Origin of the sequence: Corynebacterium cystitidis (genome assembly GCF_900187295.1) — a bacterium.
Lineage (GTDB): Bacteria > Actinomycetota > Actinomycetes > Mycobacteriales > Mycobacteriaceae > Corynebacterium > Corynebacterium cystitidis.
Map to the genome: position 1 here is coordinate 2,953,136 of NZ_LT906473.1, position 17,641 is coordinate 2,970,776.

11 protein-coding genes are annotated in these 17,641 nt (G+C 58.0%); 5 read left to right on the forward strand and 6 right to left on the reverse strand.

From position 1 onward, the window contains the following. The first annotated feature begins 11 nt into the window (after positions 1 to 11). The gene (gene pks13, locus CKV99_RS13885; RefSeq protein ID WP_092258151.1) at positions 12 to 4,802 is read left to right on the forward strand and encodes a polyketide synthase Pks13; all 4,791 of its coding nucleotides are present in this window, start codon (positions 12 to 14) and stop codon (positions 4,800 to 4,802) included. Further along, positions 4,802 to 6,370 carry an acyl-CoA carboxylase subunit beta gene (locus CKV99_RS13890; RefSeq protein WP_231910106.1) on the forward strand — a complete coding sequence of 523 codons (1,569 nt, stop codon included), beginning with the start codon at positions 4,802 to 4,804 and terminating at the stop codon, positions 6,368 to 6,370. Before pks13 ends, CKV99_RS13890 begins: the two co-directional genes overlap by 1 nt. 179 nt (positions 6,371 to 6,549) lie before the next feature. Here the strand turns inward: CKV99_RS13890 and CKV99_RS13895 are convergent, their stop codons facing one another. After that, positions 6,550 to 7,104, reverse strand: a complete 555-nt coding sequence (locus tag CKV99_RS13895; RefSeq protein ID WP_092258148.1) for a protein-L-isoaspartate O-methyltransferase family protein — start codon at positions 7,102 to 7,104, stop codon at positions 6,550 to 6,552. Between the two features lie 47 nt (positions 7,105 to 7,151). Beyond that, on the reverse strand, positions 7,152 to 7,505 hold the full coding sequence (locus tag CKV99_RS13900; RefSeq protein WP_092258145.1) for a DUF3054 domain-containing protein: 354 nt from the start codon (positions 7,503 to 7,505) through the stop codon (positions 7,152 to 7,154). 419 nt (positions 7,506 to 7,924) lie between these two features. On the opposite strand from CKV99_RS13900, the gene CKV99_RS13905 reads away from it, so the two are divergent. Further along, positions 7,925 to 9,262: an AAA family ATPase gene (locus CKV99_RS13905; protein ID WP_157728496.1), complete on the forward strand. Its 1,338-nt coding sequence runs from the start codon at positions 7,925 to 7,927 to the stop codon at positions 9,260 to 9,262. Next, positions 9,262 to 9,966: an RloB family protein gene (locus tag CKV99_RS13910; RefSeq protein WP_092258139.1), complete on the forward strand. Its 705-nt coding sequence runs from the start codon at positions 9,262 to 9,264 to the stop codon at positions 9,964 to 9,966. Before CKV99_RS13905 ends, CKV99_RS13910 begins: the two co-directional genes overlap by 1 nt. A 316-nt stretch (positions 9,967 to 10,282) precedes the next feature. Here CKV99_RS13910 and CKV99_RS13915 read toward each other — a convergent pair whose 3' ends face one another. From CKV99_RS13915 to trmB, 4 genes are read right to left on the reverse strand one after another with little or no spacing between them, the layout of a single operon-like run. Beyond that, positions 10,283 to 11,326 carry a lysylphosphatidylglycerol synthase transmembrane domain-containing protein gene (locus tag CKV99_RS13915; protein WP_092258136.1) on the reverse strand — a complete coding sequence of 348 codons (1,044 nt, stop codon included), beginning with the start codon at positions 11,324 to 11,326 and terminating at the stop codon, positions 10,283 to 10,285. Next, on the reverse strand, positions 11,323 to 13,689 hold the full coding sequence (locus CKV99_RS13920) for an MMPL family transporter (protein WP_092258133.1): 2,367 nt from the start codon (positions 13,687 to 13,689) through the stop codon (positions 11,323 to 11,325). The genes CKV99_RS13915 and CKV99_RS13920 overlap by 4 nt, the downstream gene beginning before the upstream one ends. Positions 13,690 to 13,699: 10 nt before the next feature. Further along, the gene (locus CKV99_RS13925; protein WP_092258130.1) at positions 13,700 to 14,377 is read right to left on the reverse strand and encodes an NYN domain-containing protein; all 678 of its coding nucleotides are present in this window, start codon (positions 14,375 to 14,377) and stop codon (positions 13,700 to 13,702) included. 1 nt (position 14,378) lies between these two features. Beyond that, positions 14,379 to 15,188 carry a tRNA (guanosine(46)-N7)-methyltransferase TrmB gene (gene trmB / locus CKV99_RS13930; RefSeq protein ID WP_092258127.1) on the reverse strand — a complete coding sequence of 270 codons (810 nt, stop codon included), beginning with the start codon at positions 15,186 to 15,188 and terminating at the stop codon, positions 14,379 to 14,381. Positions 15,189 to 15,629: 441 nt separating this feature from the next. Here trmB and CKV99_RS13935 point away from each other — a divergent pair, with 441 nt between their 5' ends. Next, entirely contained in the window at positions 15,630 to 17,462 is a 1,833-nt protein-coding gene (locus CKV99_RS13935; RefSeq protein WP_092258124.1) for a phosphoenolpyruvate carboxykinase (GTP), read from the forward strand. The last annotated feature ends 179 nt before the right edge of the window (positions 17,463 to 17,641 follow it).

Consider the following 17,641-nt stretch of genomic DNA (forward strand, 5'->3'; position numbering starts at 1 on the left):
GGAAGCGCCACATGACTGAACAGGAACTTGCCGATTGGATGCTCAACTGGGTATCGCAGGCGACGAGCGTGCCCGTGGCAGAACTCGACGTGAATAAACCACTCGAGTCCTTCGGTCTCGCCTCGCGTGACGCGGTAGTCCTGTCTGGAGAATTGGAAAACCTGCTCGGGCGCCAACTCGATCCCACGATCGCCTACGAGCACCCCACCATCGCAGCGTTGGCCGACTACCTGATCAATGGGCGTGACCACGATCAACCGCGCGCTATCGTGCGCGAGTACGCACGCACCACCGCCGAGTCCCCGCAGGCCCGCGACATTGCCATCATCGGCCGCGCTGGGCGCTTTCCGCAGGCAGACACCGTTGATGAGTTCTGGTCCATGCTGGTGGAAGGCCGCACGGCAACCGGGCCTTTGCCTACCGGTCGCTGGGCTGAATACAGTGCTGACCCGGTGATGGGCAAGAAAATTGCAGAACAAAACACCACCGGTGGGTACTTCGATGACATCGCCAGCTTCGATAACGAATTCTTTGGGCTCAGCCCCGTCGAAGCCGAAAACATGGACCCACAGCAGCGCATCGCACTCGAATTGACGTGGCAGGCGTTAGAAGACGCGCATCTTCCCGCCAACCAGTTGCGCGGCGAATCCGTCGGCGTGTTTTTGGGTTCGTCGAACTTTGACTACGGCATGCTGGTGACCTCCGACCCCGCTGAGGCGCACCCCTACGCGCTGACCGGCACTTCCAGCGCTATCATCCCGAACCGCGTGTCTTATGCCTTCGACTTCCGCGGCCCCTCCGTCAGCGTGGACACCGCATGCTCCTCGTCGCTGGTGGCGGTGCATCACGCCGTCCGTGCGCTGCGTGATGGTGAAGCCGACGTTGCCGTAGCTGGCGGCGTCAACATCATGTCCAACCCGTTCGTCTCCACGGCATTCGGCGAGCTCGGCGTGATCAGCCCCACCGGCGCTATCCACGCGTTTTCCGACGACGCCGACGGATTTGTCCGCGCGGACGCAGCAGGCGTTCTCATCCTGAAACGCGTTGAGGACGCGCTTGCCGACGGCGACACCATCCTCGGCGTGATCAAGGGTACAGCCACCAACTCTGACGGCCACTCGAACGGGCTGACCGCACCCAACCCGGAAGCACAAGTAGATGTGCTGCGACGGGCTTACGCCGATGCAGACGTGGACCCGACAACGGTGGATTATGTCGAAGCGCACGGCACCGGCACCATCCTGGGCGACCCCATTGAGACCACCGCGTTAGGCGAAGTATTGGGTACCGGCCGAGAGATGAAACACCCCACGCTGCTGGGCTCCGCGAAGTCTAATATCGGCCACTCCGAGTCCGCAGCGGGTGCTGTGGCACTGATCAAAGTGATCGAGGCGCTGAACCACGACATTATTCCGCCAAGCGCGAACTTCACCGCCCCCAACCGCTATATCGACTTCGACGCGCAGCGCCTCGAGGTAGTAGAAGACGCCCGCGAATGGCCCAAGTACTCTGGCCGCCGCATCGCTGGTGTGTCCGGCTTCGGCTTCGGAGGTACCAACGCCCACATCGTGGTCACAGACTTTGATCCTTCCGATTACAGCGACGTCGCGGGCGGTGAGCGAGTCCTTCCATTCAGCGACGGAGCCTGCGACGTCGCTCCTCTCCCAGTATCTGGGCTGCTGCCGTCTCGTCGTAAAGCGGCCGCGGCAGCACTGGCAGACTTCCTTGAAGGCCGCGCGGACGAGGACTTAGTCCCCGTCGCCCGTTCCCTGGCAGGGCGCAACCATGGCCGCTCACGCGCAGTGGTGCAGGCGAAATCCGTCAGCGAGGCTGTTAAGCGCTTGCGTCAGGTCGCCGACGGTAAAGTGTCCGTTGGAATCGCCGTCGCCGACAGCCCCTCGACTGCGGGGCCCGTGTTTGTGTACTCGGGTTTCGGCTCGCAGCACCGCAAGATGGTGAAAAAGCTCGTTGAGGTCTCACCGTTTTTCCGGCAGCGCATGGAGGAACTGGACAAGCACGTCGATTGTGAAGCCGGCTGGTCCATGCTGGACATCGTGCGTGACGACGAGCAAACCTACGACACCAACACCGCACAAGTAACCATCACCGCCATCCAAATCGCCGTCACCGACTTGCTAGCAGAACTAGGCATTAAACCTGCTGCCGTAGCAGGCATGAGCATGGGCGAGATCGCCGCAGCCTACACAGCCGGCGGTATCAGCGACGCCGATGCCATGCGGATTGCGTGCCACCGCGCCCGCCTCATGGGAGAAGGCGAAGAAATGACGGCCGACACCCCACAAGAAGGTGCGATGGCCGTTGTGGAACTCACACGTGAGGCGCTGGCAGAATTCGTCGAAAAGCATGAAGACGCCGTCGGCATCGAACCAGCCGTCTATGCAGGCCCCGGCATGACCACCGTTGGCGGGCCCGTGGCCGCCGTGGACTACCTCGTGGCAGCACTCGAGCAAGAAGGTAAGTTCGCGCGCAAGATGCGGGTGCGTGGTGCCGGACACACCTCGGCACTGGACCCGATCATGGGAGAACTCGGCTTCGAGATCGCAGGGGTCAAAGCAACACCGCTGCAGATACCGCTGTTTAGCTCCGTGGAACGCGGCCATGTGTTTCAGCCGGGCGAGGTGGTGCATGATGATCAGTACTTCCTTACCATGACCCGCCAGCCGGTCTACTTCCAAGACGCCATCGAGAAAGCATTCGAGGCTGGCCACACCACCCTGGTGGAGGTCTGCCCAAACCCCGTGGCCATCATGGGCATGATGAATACAGCCTTCGCCGCAGGCAAGCCCGACGCGCAGCTGCTGTACACCATGAAACGCAAGGAAGACGAGGTGGAATCACTTATCGATCTTGCCGCCAAGCTTTATGTGCACGGCCAGGACGTGGACTGGAACAAAATCTACGGCGCAGGCGATGTGATCCCCGCCCCGTTTACCCAGTTCAAGAAGGTTAAGCACTGGACCAAGGCGCGCCCCAGCTCTGGTGGCCCCAGCGCGGGACTGCCCGGTGTACGCGTAGCCCTGCCCGACGGCAAAACCGCCTTCGGGGCACAAGCAGACCAAGTATTTAGCCCACACCAACTCATCGAAGCAGCCGCCGAAGTTGTCGCGCCGGGCTCGCACGTCGTTGCCACCGAAGAGCGTGGCACGCTGCCCGCCACCGGTGATGTGACCACGTTGGTGGAATCCACCCTGGGTGGCGTGAGCATCAAAGTATTCGCCGCGGACTCGGTTGTTGCAGAGGGCTTTGCGACGACACTTGCGTTGGACTCTCCGCAGACCGTGCCAGGCGTTGCCGAAATCACCCCCACCAGTGAATTTGCCGCCGTGGGCGGCGACGAAAACATCGAACAAATCCGCTGGGACCCCAACTCCGGTGAAACAGTAGAAGAACGTCTGCGTGCCATCGTCAGTGAATCCATGGGCTACGACGTTGACGATCTCCCCCTCGAATTGCCCCTGATCGACTTAGGCCTCGACTCACTGATGGGCATGCGGATCAAAAACCGCGTAGAAAATGACTTCCAAATCCCACCACTCAACGTCCAAGCACTCCGCGACGCCTCCGTGGCCGACGTGATCCACATGGTGTCCTCACAAGTGGAGACCTCACAAGTGGAGACCTCACAAGTTCGGTCTCCGGGGGAAAGTGAGACCTCACAAGTGGAGACCTCACAAGTTCGGTCTCCGGGGGAAGGCGTGAGCGCTGGCGTGGGAGTGGCGCCACGTGACGCGTCGGAACGCATGGTCTTCGGCGCCTGGGCCAAATACACCGGTGCAGCCGCAGCCGGCGTAACCAGCGAACTGCCAGAGATCGACGACGAACAAGCCGCCAACATCGCAGCCCACCTCACCGAACGCTCCGGCACCGAAATCACCGCCGATGACGTGCGGGGCGCTGAGACTTTGGAACCGCTGGCGAACATGGTGCGTGAAGGCCTCGAGACCGAGGTTGAGGGCAATATCCGCGTCTTCCGCGACCCCGACGTTGCTGACACCGCCGTATTCATGTTCCACCCAGCAGGCGCAACAACCGTGGTGTATGAGCCGCTGTCGCGCCGCCTCACCGAAAGCGCAGCGCTATTCGGTGTGGAACGCCTCGAAGGGGCGCTGGACGAGCGTGCGGCGGCCTACGTTGATGACATTGTGAAATACGCTGGTGGCCGCAAGATTGTCCTCGGTGGTTGGTCCTTTGGTGGTGCGCTCGCTTTCGAGGTGGCCAGTCAGCTACGGCAACGTGAAGACTGCCCCAAAATCGAATTCATCGCGCTGTTGGATACCACGCAGCCACGCGAACCCATCCCAGACACCATGGAAGAAACCAAGGCCCGCTGGCAGCGCTACGCGGACTTCGCGAAGGACACCTACGGCCTCGAATTCGAAGTGCCGTTTGACCTGCTTGAAACCGCCGGCGAGGAAGCCCTGATGGGGATGCTGGAGCACCTCCTGGCCACCACCGACGCCTCCGAACACGGCCTCGCCGCCGGCGTGTTGGAGCACCAACGCGCAAGCTTTGTGGATAACCAGATCCTGGGCAAGATCGATTTCCAGCGTTGGGCTGACGTCGATGTGCCTGTGCTGCTATTCCGCTCGGAGCGCATGCACGACGGTGCGATCACTTTGGAGCCGCGCTACGCCGATATAGCCGAGGACGGCAACTGGGGAAAGATCGTGGATGATCTCACCATCGTCCAGTGCCCCGGCGACCACCTGGCGATGCCGGATGAGCCGGTAATTGGGATCGTCGGCAAGCACATAAATGAGTGGATTGAAAGGTTGAAGTAGTGACCATAAACGACACCACCACGGCAAAAACCACCGAGCAGAAACTCGCCGACCTGCGCGCCCGGTTGGACAAGGCACAGGACCCCGGCTCCGAACGCGCCCGGAAAAAGCGTGACGAGGAAGGCCGCTCCACCCCGCGCCAGCGTATTAACGCCCTGCTCGACGAAGGCTCATTTGTGGAAATCGGCGCGCTCGGACGCACCCCGGGGGACAAAGATGCAGTCTATTCCGACGGTGTAGTCACAGGTTATGGGCGTATCGACGGCCGCCCCGTGGCCATCTACGCCCATGACAAGACCGTGTACGGCGGTTCGGTGGGCGTGACATTTGGCCGCAAGGTGGTTGAGGTAATGGAGTTTGCCATCAAGATCAGCTGCCCCATCATCGGCATCCAAGACTCCGGTGGTGCCCGTATTCAAGACGCGGTGACTTCGCTGGCGATGTACTCCGAGATCGCGCGGCGTCAGCTGCCGCAGTCCGGGCGTGCCCCACAGATTTCCATCATGCTCGGCAAATCAGCAGGCGGTGCTGTGTACGCGCCCGTGACCACCGACTTTGTGGTGGCCGTGGAAGATCAGGCGGAAATGTATGTGACCGGCCCCGCCGTGATCAAGGAGGTCACCGGCGAGGAAATCACGTCTGCCGAACTGGGTGGCGCGCGGCAGCAGGAGCTCAACGGCAACATCCAGGCCGTATTGCCCACCGAGGAGGATACCTTCGATTACGTCCGCGACCTGCTCAGCTATCTTCCTACCTCTACCTTCGACGAGACACCCGTGGTGTGGGCGCCAGACGACGAGGACCTGGATGATTCAGAGCTGGATACCTTCATGCCCGATGACACCAACGCGGGCTACGACATGCAGGAGCTCCTACCGAAGCTGACCGACGATGGTGACCTGCTAGAGATCCAAGAGAACTACGCACCCAACTTGATCTGCGCGTTTGGCCGCATTGATGGCCACACTGTGGGATTTCTTGCGAACAACCCGATGCACTTCGCCGGCTGCATTGACGCCGACGCCGCCGATAAAGGCGCCCGCTTCATTCGCACCTGCGATGCGTACAACATTCCGCTGGTATTTGTCGTCGATACGCCCGGCTACCTGCCTGGTGTGGAACAAGAAAAGGTGGGCCTGATCCACCGCGGCGCGAAGCTTGCGTTCGCCCTGGTGGAGGCGACCGTGCCGAAAGTCACGCTGATCGTGCGCAAGGCTTACGGTGGAGCGTACGCGGTGATGGGCTCGAAGAACCTCTCGGGCGATATCAACCTGGCGTGGCCTACCGCGCAAATCGCCGTGATGGGTTCGGCCGCTGCCGTGGTGATGATCCAAGGCAAGCAGCTCGCGGCCATCGAGGATGAGGCCCAGCGCGCCTACATGAAGAAAGTGTTCATGGATTTCTACGACGAGAACATGACCTCGCCGTATGTTGCCGCCGAGCGTGGCTACATTGACCACATGATTCAGCCTTCGGAAACGCGTGTTGCTTTACGACGAGCACTACGCCAGCTACACACCAAAGATGAAATTGATCTACCGAAGAAGCACACGATTTCCCCGCTTTAACGCATGGGTGTACTCTTTCTAAGGATCGTCTTAAGTGAAAGGATAGAATGTTGAGCAGCGTTGTTGATCTTGCATTTGAACTTGTTAATTACCTGGCCTGGGTGCTCACCGCCATGGGTGGGGGAGAGTTCCTGCACAACCTGGGCTCGTCCATCTAGGGGCAAGTGCGAGCCGGGGTGTTAGTCATGGATTAGTGGCACGAAGATAAAACCGCCATGCTGACTGGTTGAGATCTCCCCGTCGCTGTGTTTGACCACGCGCATCATCGTGTTACCCACCGGCAGGACCATCACCCCGCCGGGGGCGAGTTGGTCAACCAATTCCTGTGGGATCCGTTTCGCCTCAGCAGAAACAAGGATCTTATCGAAGGGGGCTTCTTCGGGAACCCCGAGCACGTTGCCAGCTTGCCGAATCCGCGCATTCGGCGCCTGCACATTGGCTTGGCCAAAAGCTACTAATTCTTCAACGATCTCTACACCTTCCACCTGGCCATCTGGCCCCACCAGGTGTGCCAACAACGCGGTAGTCCAGCCAGAACCTGAACCGACATCAAGAATTTTTTCGCCTGGCTGCGGGTCCAGCAACTCGAGCATGATGCGTACCGTGGTTGGTTGAGAATTGGTTTGTTGGTAGCCAATAGACAAGGGTTGATCGCGGTGGGCGTGTTGGCGTGCGTTGGGCGGGAGAAAACCACTGCGCTCAACGGCCTTCATCGCCTCCGAAATACGTTCCATACCTCCAGGTTATCTGTACAACCAGGGGCATGGGTGCAATCCCAGTTTTATCCGCGCTTGCGGCCGACTGCCCCAGCAATACCGCGCCAGCCGAGCATGAGCAGCGCCGACATGATGGTAGCCACGATCACGAACGACCAGTGGGGGATCGCCTGGTTGCGCACACCCCAAATCGCTAGCCCCACCACCACGGTAATCAGCCACACCCACACCCCTCGGGTGCCGCGGCCTTCGCGCACGATGATCCATCCCATCACAACGCCGACAACAAACGGCCAGAGGGTGGACAGAAAGCCCATGAAAGTAAAGGGCATCTCTTCGGATTGGTGTGCAATGCGGGCCAACAAGGCAAACACAGCAATGGCGACAAGATCGAGGGCAATAGCAGTGGTTTTCTTCACAGCGATAACCCTAGCACTCGGTGGAGCACTCAACTAAGCACGCGCATCTCATGCTCGGGAGACTGCTCAGGAGACTGCTCGTGAGACGCTTCCTCCAGATCAACCCCCACGCCCCTTGATTGTCTAGGTGACTGACCGTGGTGTTTGCGTAAAACGTGGGGCGTCAGGTTTAGGCCTTAATTGCAGTAGCCACAACTACCATAGATATCCCACAAGAAAGGTAGCGCCTGGCTGCGGCCGATCGACGAGTCGCCGACCTTTTAGGAGTTATATGTGAGAAATCCACCCTGCGTATTATCCTAGAATGGTTCGGGCACAGGGTTTCTCTAATGGGTTAATTGCCCGAAAGTCGTCGAAAAGCGATATTTAGGACTAAGATATTTGATGTGAAACTACTATCCTTTACCGTCGGAAACTTTTTGAGTATTCGTGACCACCAGACTGTCAGCTTTGCTCCCGTTCTTGATCGAGCCAAAGCGCCGGAGGGGCGCTGGGAATCAGTGACTGATCATGTATCCATCTTGATGGGCGCCAATGCCTCGGGTAAGACGAATATGTTGGAGGCAATGAATTTTGGACTTAGGGCAATCCGGGAGTCGGCTACCTCGTGGCGGGAGCATGATAACGCGGTGCGTTTACCTCATCATCCGTTCAGGTTGAATAAGGATTCGCGGCGCGAGCCTAGTTTTTTCGAGTGGGACTTCGTTGTTGAGGGTATCCGCTACGTCTATGGTTTTGAGATGCGTTACGACGGGGTGCAGTCCGAGTGGTTGAGCCGTGTACCTGCAGTGAAATGGTCGACAGTGTTTGATCGAGAAATAAAAGAACAATCGTCTGCAGTTTCGTGGAACAGCACGGTGATACCGCGTACTCTTCAGCGGTCTTTCTCTGGAGTGTCTAACCGTGAGTTGATAATGTCAGTTGCACTGCGGGATCGGGTCGATGTTTTAGGGCCTGTAGTAGAGCAGCTGGTGCACTCAATTGGTTTCTTGCCTAGTGGTTCACGGTCTGAAGACCATCGGATCAACTACCTCGTCGAACAGATCCGTCACGGAAATTTCAAGCTTGACGACGTTTCACAACTCATGCTGGCTGCTGATACAGGCATTAAACGGGTTGAACTAGACGAAACCCGGATCCCCAGTGACATTCTGGATGACATCAAAAGGATCCTTGGTGTGCTCAACCAGGCAGAGGACGCTGAGAGCGCTCAGGACAGTGAGCAGGAATCCCGCGATGTTGCGGCGCGCTATTCAGATGAACAAATTGAAGAGATTGCCTACAATTTCATCTTTGTCCACCAAGGGTCTGACGGTGAGCAACGACTGAACCTTGCGGCTCAATCTGCAGGCACTAAGAGCTGGCTTTCTATCGCCCCGGTGATTCTTCATGCCTTGCGCCGTGGTGGAATCGTTATTGCTGACGAGCTTGATTCCAGCCTTCATAACAACATTTTGTTTATGGTGGTGAAGCTATTTGCGGATCCAGATATCAATATCAATGGGGCCCAATTGTGGCTTACCAGCCATAACACTAACTTGCTTGAGCAAAGGCGTCGTCTTGCCCTGCAGCCTCGCAACTATTGGTTTGCTGAAAAAGATAGTGAAGGTCAATCTGTCTACTACTGCTTGGACGATTTTGATAAGCACGAAGAAGCCAATTATGAGAAGCGTTATATCAGTGGACGTTACGGGGCTATTCCAGATGTATCGCCGTCGATTGTTACCGGTCTCATTCAGGAAAAGGCGATTGGCTGATGGCGCGTACACCAAAGCCCAGCGGAACTAGAAAGTCCGGACCGCGGGGGCGCACGAGGAATCCTAGGCGGACTGAAAGGCGCCGCCGGTTCCTCATTGTGACTGAAGGCGAAATTACAGAACCTCAATACTTTGAGCGGCTCCAACAAAATCTTCCAACAGATCGCGACTATAACTTGGTAATACGTCCGAAGCCTAAAGGCAAAGGAATCGGGACGTGGGAGTCCTCGCCTGAAGCCGTAGTAAAGAAGTGCTTGGATTACAAAACAAAGGATGAGAAAGAACATGCCGAGGACAAGTCTGGCGACCGCATGCCATACGAGGAGTGCTTCGCAGTAGTCGACGTGGACCAATGGGATACTGTGGCCAGCGGAAAAACCACAAGCGTGCTTAAGCGCGCAATTGAGCTTGCCGAAGAAAACGGAATCAACCTGGTAATTAGTAATATCAAGTTTGAAGCATGGTTGTTATGGCATGCATGTGACCACTCTGAGACTGATTCCAAAAAGCTAGATCAACGCTGCGAGGAGAATAAATTGCTTGATGGTAAAAAGCTCACAACTTCGTTCCCGATCGATAAATATCCCGAGGCGACAAAACGCGCGCGTGAATGCCACAAGACAGATTTATCAAAGAAAGGGCCGTGCCCGTCAAGCGCTGTTCCAGCTCTCTTGAAAGTGGTCGGCGTAATACCTGAAATCTAGTGTCGGACCTGATTCAAACGGCGCTTTTGTGGTTGGTGAGGGGTTAGATGAGTTATAGAATTGTGCTGGTAACGCCCCCACTACCGCCACACCACAACACAACCACGCTACCGCACCAAGGGCAGGCAGAATCCTCCAAGTGAACTGCGTGCTGGTGGGGTCGGGAAACATTCGGTCGACAAATCCGGTGTTCGTCTAGGGGCAACGCCGGATTTGTCGACCGAAAAGTGCGCAGCGACGGAGGATTCCGCGCTACGTCGTTTTGGAGCTGAAAAGGAGTCGCTTTTAACAGGAAATCTCCGCATCAAACCCCCATCTAATCCTTTGCGCCAGCGTCCTTTGTATCAGCTGCGGGGCTCACGCGACCTAACATATAACCCTTGCCCGCATACCGCACCAGGTACACGATCCAGCCGATCAGGGTGATCAGCGCAAACGAGATGATGCGGTAGATCAACGTGGCGGCGGTGGCGTCGACAAGCGTCATGCCACTGGCTACCAGCGCGCCTGCCGTGAGCGCCTCAACGGTGCCCACACCGCCCGGAGTGATTTGGGCGGTGCCGGCCAGCTTGGCCATCACATAAGCTAAGGCCACGCCCATGATCGTGGTTTGGTTCTGGTCAGCGGTAAACCCGGGGGCAATATCCACCACAGCCCACACAGCAAAGTACAGGGTCATCGCATCCAACAGCCGATTGAGCAGCGAATAGGCTGAGGCACCGGCAAAAGCCCGTCCGCTCATCTCCACGGTGGCAAGTTGGTCCACAACTTTGACAGCGCTGCCACGAAGTTTCGTCGGCAAGCGCGACACCCAACGGCGCAACGTATCCGGGTTGCGGGTGGCCCAGTACACGGCGAAAATCACCAAAACCGTGAGCGCCAGGGTAGCCAGCAAGGTGAGCAGGTTCAGCTCGGCGCCCAAAAAGAGCACGGCGCCAATGCCGATGAGCACCAACCACATCGTAGAAATCACCGAGCTGACCACGAAAAACCAGCCGCACAAAGCCACCGACGCGCCCCAGGAGCGCTGCACACGGTACGTCAGCCACGCCGAGAAAGCGGGACCGCCGGGAAGCGAGGTGGACCACGCGTTGGACGCCAACGTGATTGCGGTGGTGTCCTTCAACGACACATCAAAGTCATTGCCGGAGTTCATCAGTAGCCGCATCACTTCCGCCATAGCTACGATCGCGCCAACAGCGGTCAACACGGCAAATACGAGCGGCAGCGGGCTAGCCTCCAGCAGGGTGTAAAAAGCTTCGCCGAGGAAGGGGAGCTCATCGCGAAACGCCACCAGCGCCACAATGAGCACCACCAGCGGCGCGAGCCACTTGATCCATGACTTTAGTGTTGGTTTCACTGGTTCCGCTCGATGCGCTTTATCAGCTCAGAAAATGGAATCAGATCAGCATCATCATCGGCGCTGACTCCGCTGCGCGCGTGGGTTGCCGCCAGCTTTGCGTGCTCCATTTTGGGCTCCGCGCTTAACGACGATCGCTCGCGCTGGGTCTGCTCGCGCTGGGTCTGCTCGCGCTGGTGGAAATCCGTGTCAGCGGTGGGGGAGTCACCGTCGCCGATCTTCTGGTAGATGTTTTTCACCCAGGCCGGTGCCCACCAGTTGTCATCGTGCAGTTCGTGCATTACCGCTGGAACCAGCAGCAAACGGATTAGGGTTGCGTCGAGGGCGAGTGAGAAAATCATGCCGAAGGAAATGTACTTCATCATCACGATCTCACTGAGTGCGAAAGCTGCGGCTACCACAATCATGATCAGCGCAGCAGCCGTTATGATGCCGCCGGTGTGTGCGGTGCCGTACTTGATGGCGTTGTCGGTGGTAGCTCCCTTATCGCGGGCCTCCACCATGCGTGAAACTAAGAACACCTCGTAGTCGGTGGACAGGCCGTAAAGGATAGCGATGATCAACACCAACACTGGGCTCATCAGCGGGCCTGGGGTGAAGTTGAAGAACTCTGAGCCGAAGCCGTTGACAAACATAAGCGTAAGGAAGCCGATGGTGGCGCCTAGGCCCAACACGTTCATAATCACGGCCTTGATCGGCAGGATCACCGAGCCGAACAGCAATGTCATCAGGATGAAGGTGGCCGCCACCATGTACAGGGCCATCCAGGGCAGCTTCTCAGTCAGCGCTTCAATGGATTCCACCTCCATGGCTGGGGTACCGGAGACGTACAGGTTCACCCCTTCTGGTGCGTCAATGGCGCGCAGCTGGTCAATGACATACTTGCCGTTGTCGCGGTCCGCCAGGCCCGCAGACAGAATTGTGGTGCCATCGACGGTTTGGGTGGACGGCGACATCGGTGCGGCCAACCCATCCACCTCGCGGGTTTGCATGACAACGTCGACAAGCTGCTCATTCGTCGCCCCTGTGACCACGAGTTTGACTGGGTCAGTGCGGAACTGCGGGAACTGCTCATTGAACTCGTCTTGGGTTTGGCGCACCTGGTTGGTTGGGGGCAGGTACGCCTCGTTGATGCCACCGAGCTTGATACCAGCGATCGGAAGGGTGAGCAGGATCAGGCCACCAGCGACGATGACGATGACCTGCCTGGAATTGCGCATCGCCCACGCCGGGACCTTGAACCAGATGGTGTCTTCGATCTTGCGAGCTGTCCGAGAGGTGCGGCGCACCGACCATTTATCAATATTGTGGCCCAGCATGCCAAACAGTGCTGGCAGCACAGTCACCGAGATCACAGCGGCTAATACCACGGCGGCGATCGCCCCATAAGACACCGACTTCAAAAACGCCTGCGGAAACATGAACAGGCCGGACAGAGCCACACCCACCATCAACGCGGAGAAGAACACCGTTTTGCCGGCGGTGGCGGTGGTGACGGCCACGGCGTCGGCAAGCTCGCTCTGACTCAGCCGGCGGGACCGCGAGTCAGCTCCACAGCGCTGATCAAGCTCTTCTCGGAAACGGGAGACCATGAACAGGCCGTAATCGATGGCAAGACCTAGCCCCAGCAAGGTGATCACAGACTGAGAGAAGATATTGACCTGGAAAAACGAGGCGATCACAGAAAGGATAGCCAGGCCACCGATGATCGACAAGATGCCCACGATCAGCGGCATCGCAGCTGCCACCACACCCCCAAACACGAACAGCAAAATGATCGCTACAGCGACCACGCCGAGGAGCTCGGCGCGCGCAATGTCATCGGCCATGCCGTCGTCAAGCGCATCAGCAACTGCGGTGGCACCGGCCACCTCGAGCGTGGCATTTCCCGGCAACTCGATCGACTTAGCGGCCTCCTCGAGGACGCGGTAATCCTTCAGCGTTTGCTCGCCGTCGCCCTCCAACCCGATGGCTGCAAAGGCGTAGCGGCCGTCATCAGTGATCTGCTGCTGGTTGGGGGAGGCGAAATAGCTTTGCACATGCGAGATCTGCTTGTCGTAGGTGCGCTCCAACTCCCCAATCGCGTTATTGGCTGCGTGGAAAATCTCAGGATCGGTCACCCGGGCGCCTTCACCGGCATCGACCACGAGGATCACATCACCAGAATTGTCGCGGCCAAACGTTTCCTGCTCGATGACGGCCGCTGTCGTGGAATCGGCACCAGGATCCTCCCAGCCCTCCTGGCTCATGCGCTGGTCAAGCTTCGTTCCAAACAGGAAGTGCATGGCCAGGATGATGACGACAACGACCAGCGGAATGATCCGGCGAAACCGGAAAGCGAACTGGCCCCATCTATAAAACAATGTGCCTCCGTTACTGGCGAGTGTTGTTGAGCAACGCTGTCAGCGGACGGAATGGCTGCAGCCATGCGCCGTCATCTGGCAACTGATCCAGGTTGATGCGCGGCAGCGGCTCGCGGAAAACACCCGGGATGTCCTCTAAGTCTACGAAGTCTACGGAATCGGAGGCGACAGCCCAAGAGGCGTGTTCATGAAATCCCAGGACAGTCACAGGAAGGCCTTCGTCGACAAGCTCATCAATGAGCTCCATGAAGTTCTGGCCGTCAGCGCTGGCCACCACCAAGCCCTGCAGCACACCCTCGTCGCGGCGACGCTGGATATGGGCGATCATGTCCGCGTCGACGTCAGATTCCTCATCTGTCTTCGGCTTCGCAAACACAGCGAAACCCACGTTGCGCAGCGCCTCCACCCACGGCCGGACCACATCTGCGCCACCGGGGGTGACATTAGTAAACACGGTGGCCTCGGGCTCAATGTGGCCCTCGGTGGATTCGTTGAGGGTGATCGCGCGGTCGATCAGCCAACGGCCCACGGCATCGAAGCGCGGGCGGTACGCGGCGGTAGGCCGGCCACCGAGGATCGCGCCTAAGCCCATATCGAGGTTCGGTGCGTCCCAGACCAACAACAAAGAGTCAGGACCAGGGGCAGCGCCGGGAGTGTACGGATGGGTAATTTCGTGCAAATCAGTCATCTTAGCTCTCTCGTTTCTGCCACAGGAATTCCCTGATCACATGATCTTTGTTCAGGCCTTTGCCCTCGAACTTCGTGATCACCTGACGGTCGGTGAGAATAGGACAATCGTCCCACGGCCAGCCCTTGTACTCAAGCAGTGGCTCCACTTCCACCAGCTCATCGATCCACTGTGCATAATCCGCATGATCAGTTGCCACGTGCAGCACACCACCTGGCTTCAGGCGCTTCGCGATGAGGTTCAGCGGGCCCGACTGAATGATCCGGCGCTTATTATGGCGTGCCTTCGGCCACGGATCAGGAAAGAAGATACGCACACCTGTAAGCGATTCTTCTGGGAACATGCGGGCGAGCACCTCAATGCCGTCGCCGCGAATCATGCGGATATTATGAATATTTTCGCGCACCACTGAACCTAACAGTTTTGCAAGGCCAGGCTTGTAGAGCTCCACTGCGATGATATTGGTGTCAGCCTCCAGGGGAGCCATCGCTGCTGTTGAGGTTCCTGTGCCCGAACCGATTTCCACGATGGTGGGGTGATCCGGTCGGTTGAACCACTCGTCGATATTGATCTGCTCGTCGGCAAGCATCATGCCCAGACGGGGCCAATATTCGTTGAACAGTGCTTCCTGATTGTCAGTGAGCGTGCCGCGGCGGAAACTCACTGAACCCAGACGAGGGTAGTCGAGGCCGTCATTAAATTCGGTTTGCAGGGGACGGCCTGTAGGTAGCTCACCCGTGCCGTCGCGAGGAGTGTGTTGGCTCTTGGAATTGGAAAAATCAGAACTATGCGTCACACTGCTATTTTCCATGTGACGTGGGCAAATGCCAAACTTCAGCCCGCTAGGGAACAGGGCAGCACAGCCGCGACGAGAAGGGCCACGCGTAACGACGAGCGCATCACCCCCTATTTGGGTGCCTTAAAGGGGCGAATAACCGGAATGGCGCTTCCCAAAATCCCAAAATCGGGGGTAGCTAATTTGGGCTGGGTGTGGCATTGTGTTGGGTGAATGATCTGGTTCCTGACGGTATACGTGGCGCTTGCCGAGTTTACGCACCCCTGTTAAGGGGTGAACACTGGGGTTGGGAAAGTGCTCTAGGTCACTAAAAAAGGTGGATGACGGGCCATTCCTCCACTAGTCGCGCACCTCCAGCTATAGGTGTTACGTCAATCAAACGGCCTGTTCGGGCGGTGTTCGATAATCTGGAAGAGTAACCTCCCCGCTTCTAGGAAACATGTGTCAGGAGATTAGATGACCAACACAATCAAAGGCCTTGTCGGTGAATTGCCTACCGATAATCAGCAGCTGATCGACTGGATCAATGATGCTGTAGAGATGTTCCAGCCTGACGACGTCGTGTTCGTAGACGGTTCCGAAGAGGAGTGGGACCGCATGGCTAACGAACTCGTCGAAAAGGGCACTCTTACCCGGCTGAACGAAGAGAAACGCCCCAACAGCTTCTTGGCGCGCTCCAACCCCTCCGACGTTGCCCGCGTTGAGTCCCGTACCTTCATCTGCACCGAGAATGAGGAAGACGCTGGCCCAACCAACAACTGGGCACCTCCTAAGGCAATGAAGGAGGAAATGACCGAGGCGTTTACCGGCGCCATGAAGGGCCGCACCATGTATGTCGTCCCATTCTGCATGGGCCCCATCAATGATCCGGATCCGAAGCTCGGTGTGCAGCTGACAGACTCTGCCTACGTTGTGATGAACATGCGCATCATGACCCGCATGGGCCAAGAAGCGCTGGACAAGATCGGCACCAACGGCGACTTCGTGCCATGCTTCCACTCCGTCGGCGCACCTCTGGAGCCAGGCGAGGAAGACGTCCCATGGCCATGCAATGACACCAAATACATCACGCATTTCCCAGAGACTAAGGAAATCTGGTCCTACGGCTCCGGCTACGGCGGCAACGCGATCCTGGCGAAGAAGTGCTACGCACTGCGCATCGCCTCCAAGATGGCCCAAGAAGAAGGCTGGATGGCTGAGCACATGCTCATCCTGAAGCTGACCAACCCAGAGGGCAAGGTCTACCACATCACCGGCGCGTTCCCATCTGCCTGCGGCAAGACCAACCTGGCAATGATCACTCCTACCATCCCTGGCTGGAAGGCTGAGGTTGTGGGCGATGACATTGCGTGGCTGCACCTGCGCGAGGACGGCTTGTACGCTGTCAACCCAGAAAATGGTTTCTTCGGGGTTGCGCCTGGTACCTCTTATGATTCCAACCCGATCGCCATGAAGTCCATGGAGCCAGGCAATATCCTCTACACCAACGTTGGCCTGACTGATGATGGTGATGTGTGGTGGGAAGATATCGGCACCGAAGCGCCTGACCACCTCATCGACTGGAAGGGCAACGACTGGACCCCAGAGTCCAACGAAAAGGCAGCACACCCCAACTCCCGCTACACCGTACCTATCGCTCAGTGCCCAACCGCAGCACCTGAGTACGATGACTGGAAGGGTGTAAAGATCGACGCGATCCTGTTTGGTGGACGCCGCCCAGATACCGTGCCACTGGTCACCGAAACTCGTGACTGGCAGCACGCCACCATGGTGGGCACCACGTTGTCCTCCGGCCAGACCGCAGCGTCTGCAGAAGCAAAGGTTGGCTCGCTGCGCCACGACCCATTCGCCATGCTGCCCTTCATCGGCTACAACGTCGGTGACTACATCCAGCACTGGATCGACATGGGGAAGAAGGGCGGCGACCGGATGCCGAAGGTCTTCCTTGTCAACTGGTTCCGCCGCGGCGAAGACGGTCGCTTCCTGTGGCCGGGCTTCGGCGAGAACTCCCGCGTTCTCAAGTGGGTCACCGAGCGTGTCGACGGCACCGTCGGGGCTGAAGAGACCCTGGTAGGCAACACTGCCCGCGCAGAAGACCTCGACCTTGAAGGGCTTGATACCCCAATCGAGGATGTACGTGAAGCGCTCGCAGTCAACCCAGACGAGTGGGCAGCCAACGTGGAAGATAACGAGCAGTACATCAAGTCCCTGGGCAACCGCGTGCCACAAGAAGTCTTTGATGAGTTCAATGCTCTCAAGGAGCGCATCGCGAAGGCACAAGGCAAATAGGGCACTAACGCACAGTCTTAACGCCGAGTATTAACGTACAGCACCCCGGCTAGGCCACAGGTCTAGCTGGGGTGCTGTGCTGAGTTGTGCTGTGATGAAGCTGTGTTGAAGCGGTGCGGTGGTTCTCTGGCGACAGCAATGCAGGTGGTTAGGTAAACCAACGTGGAATCTGCAGCCGC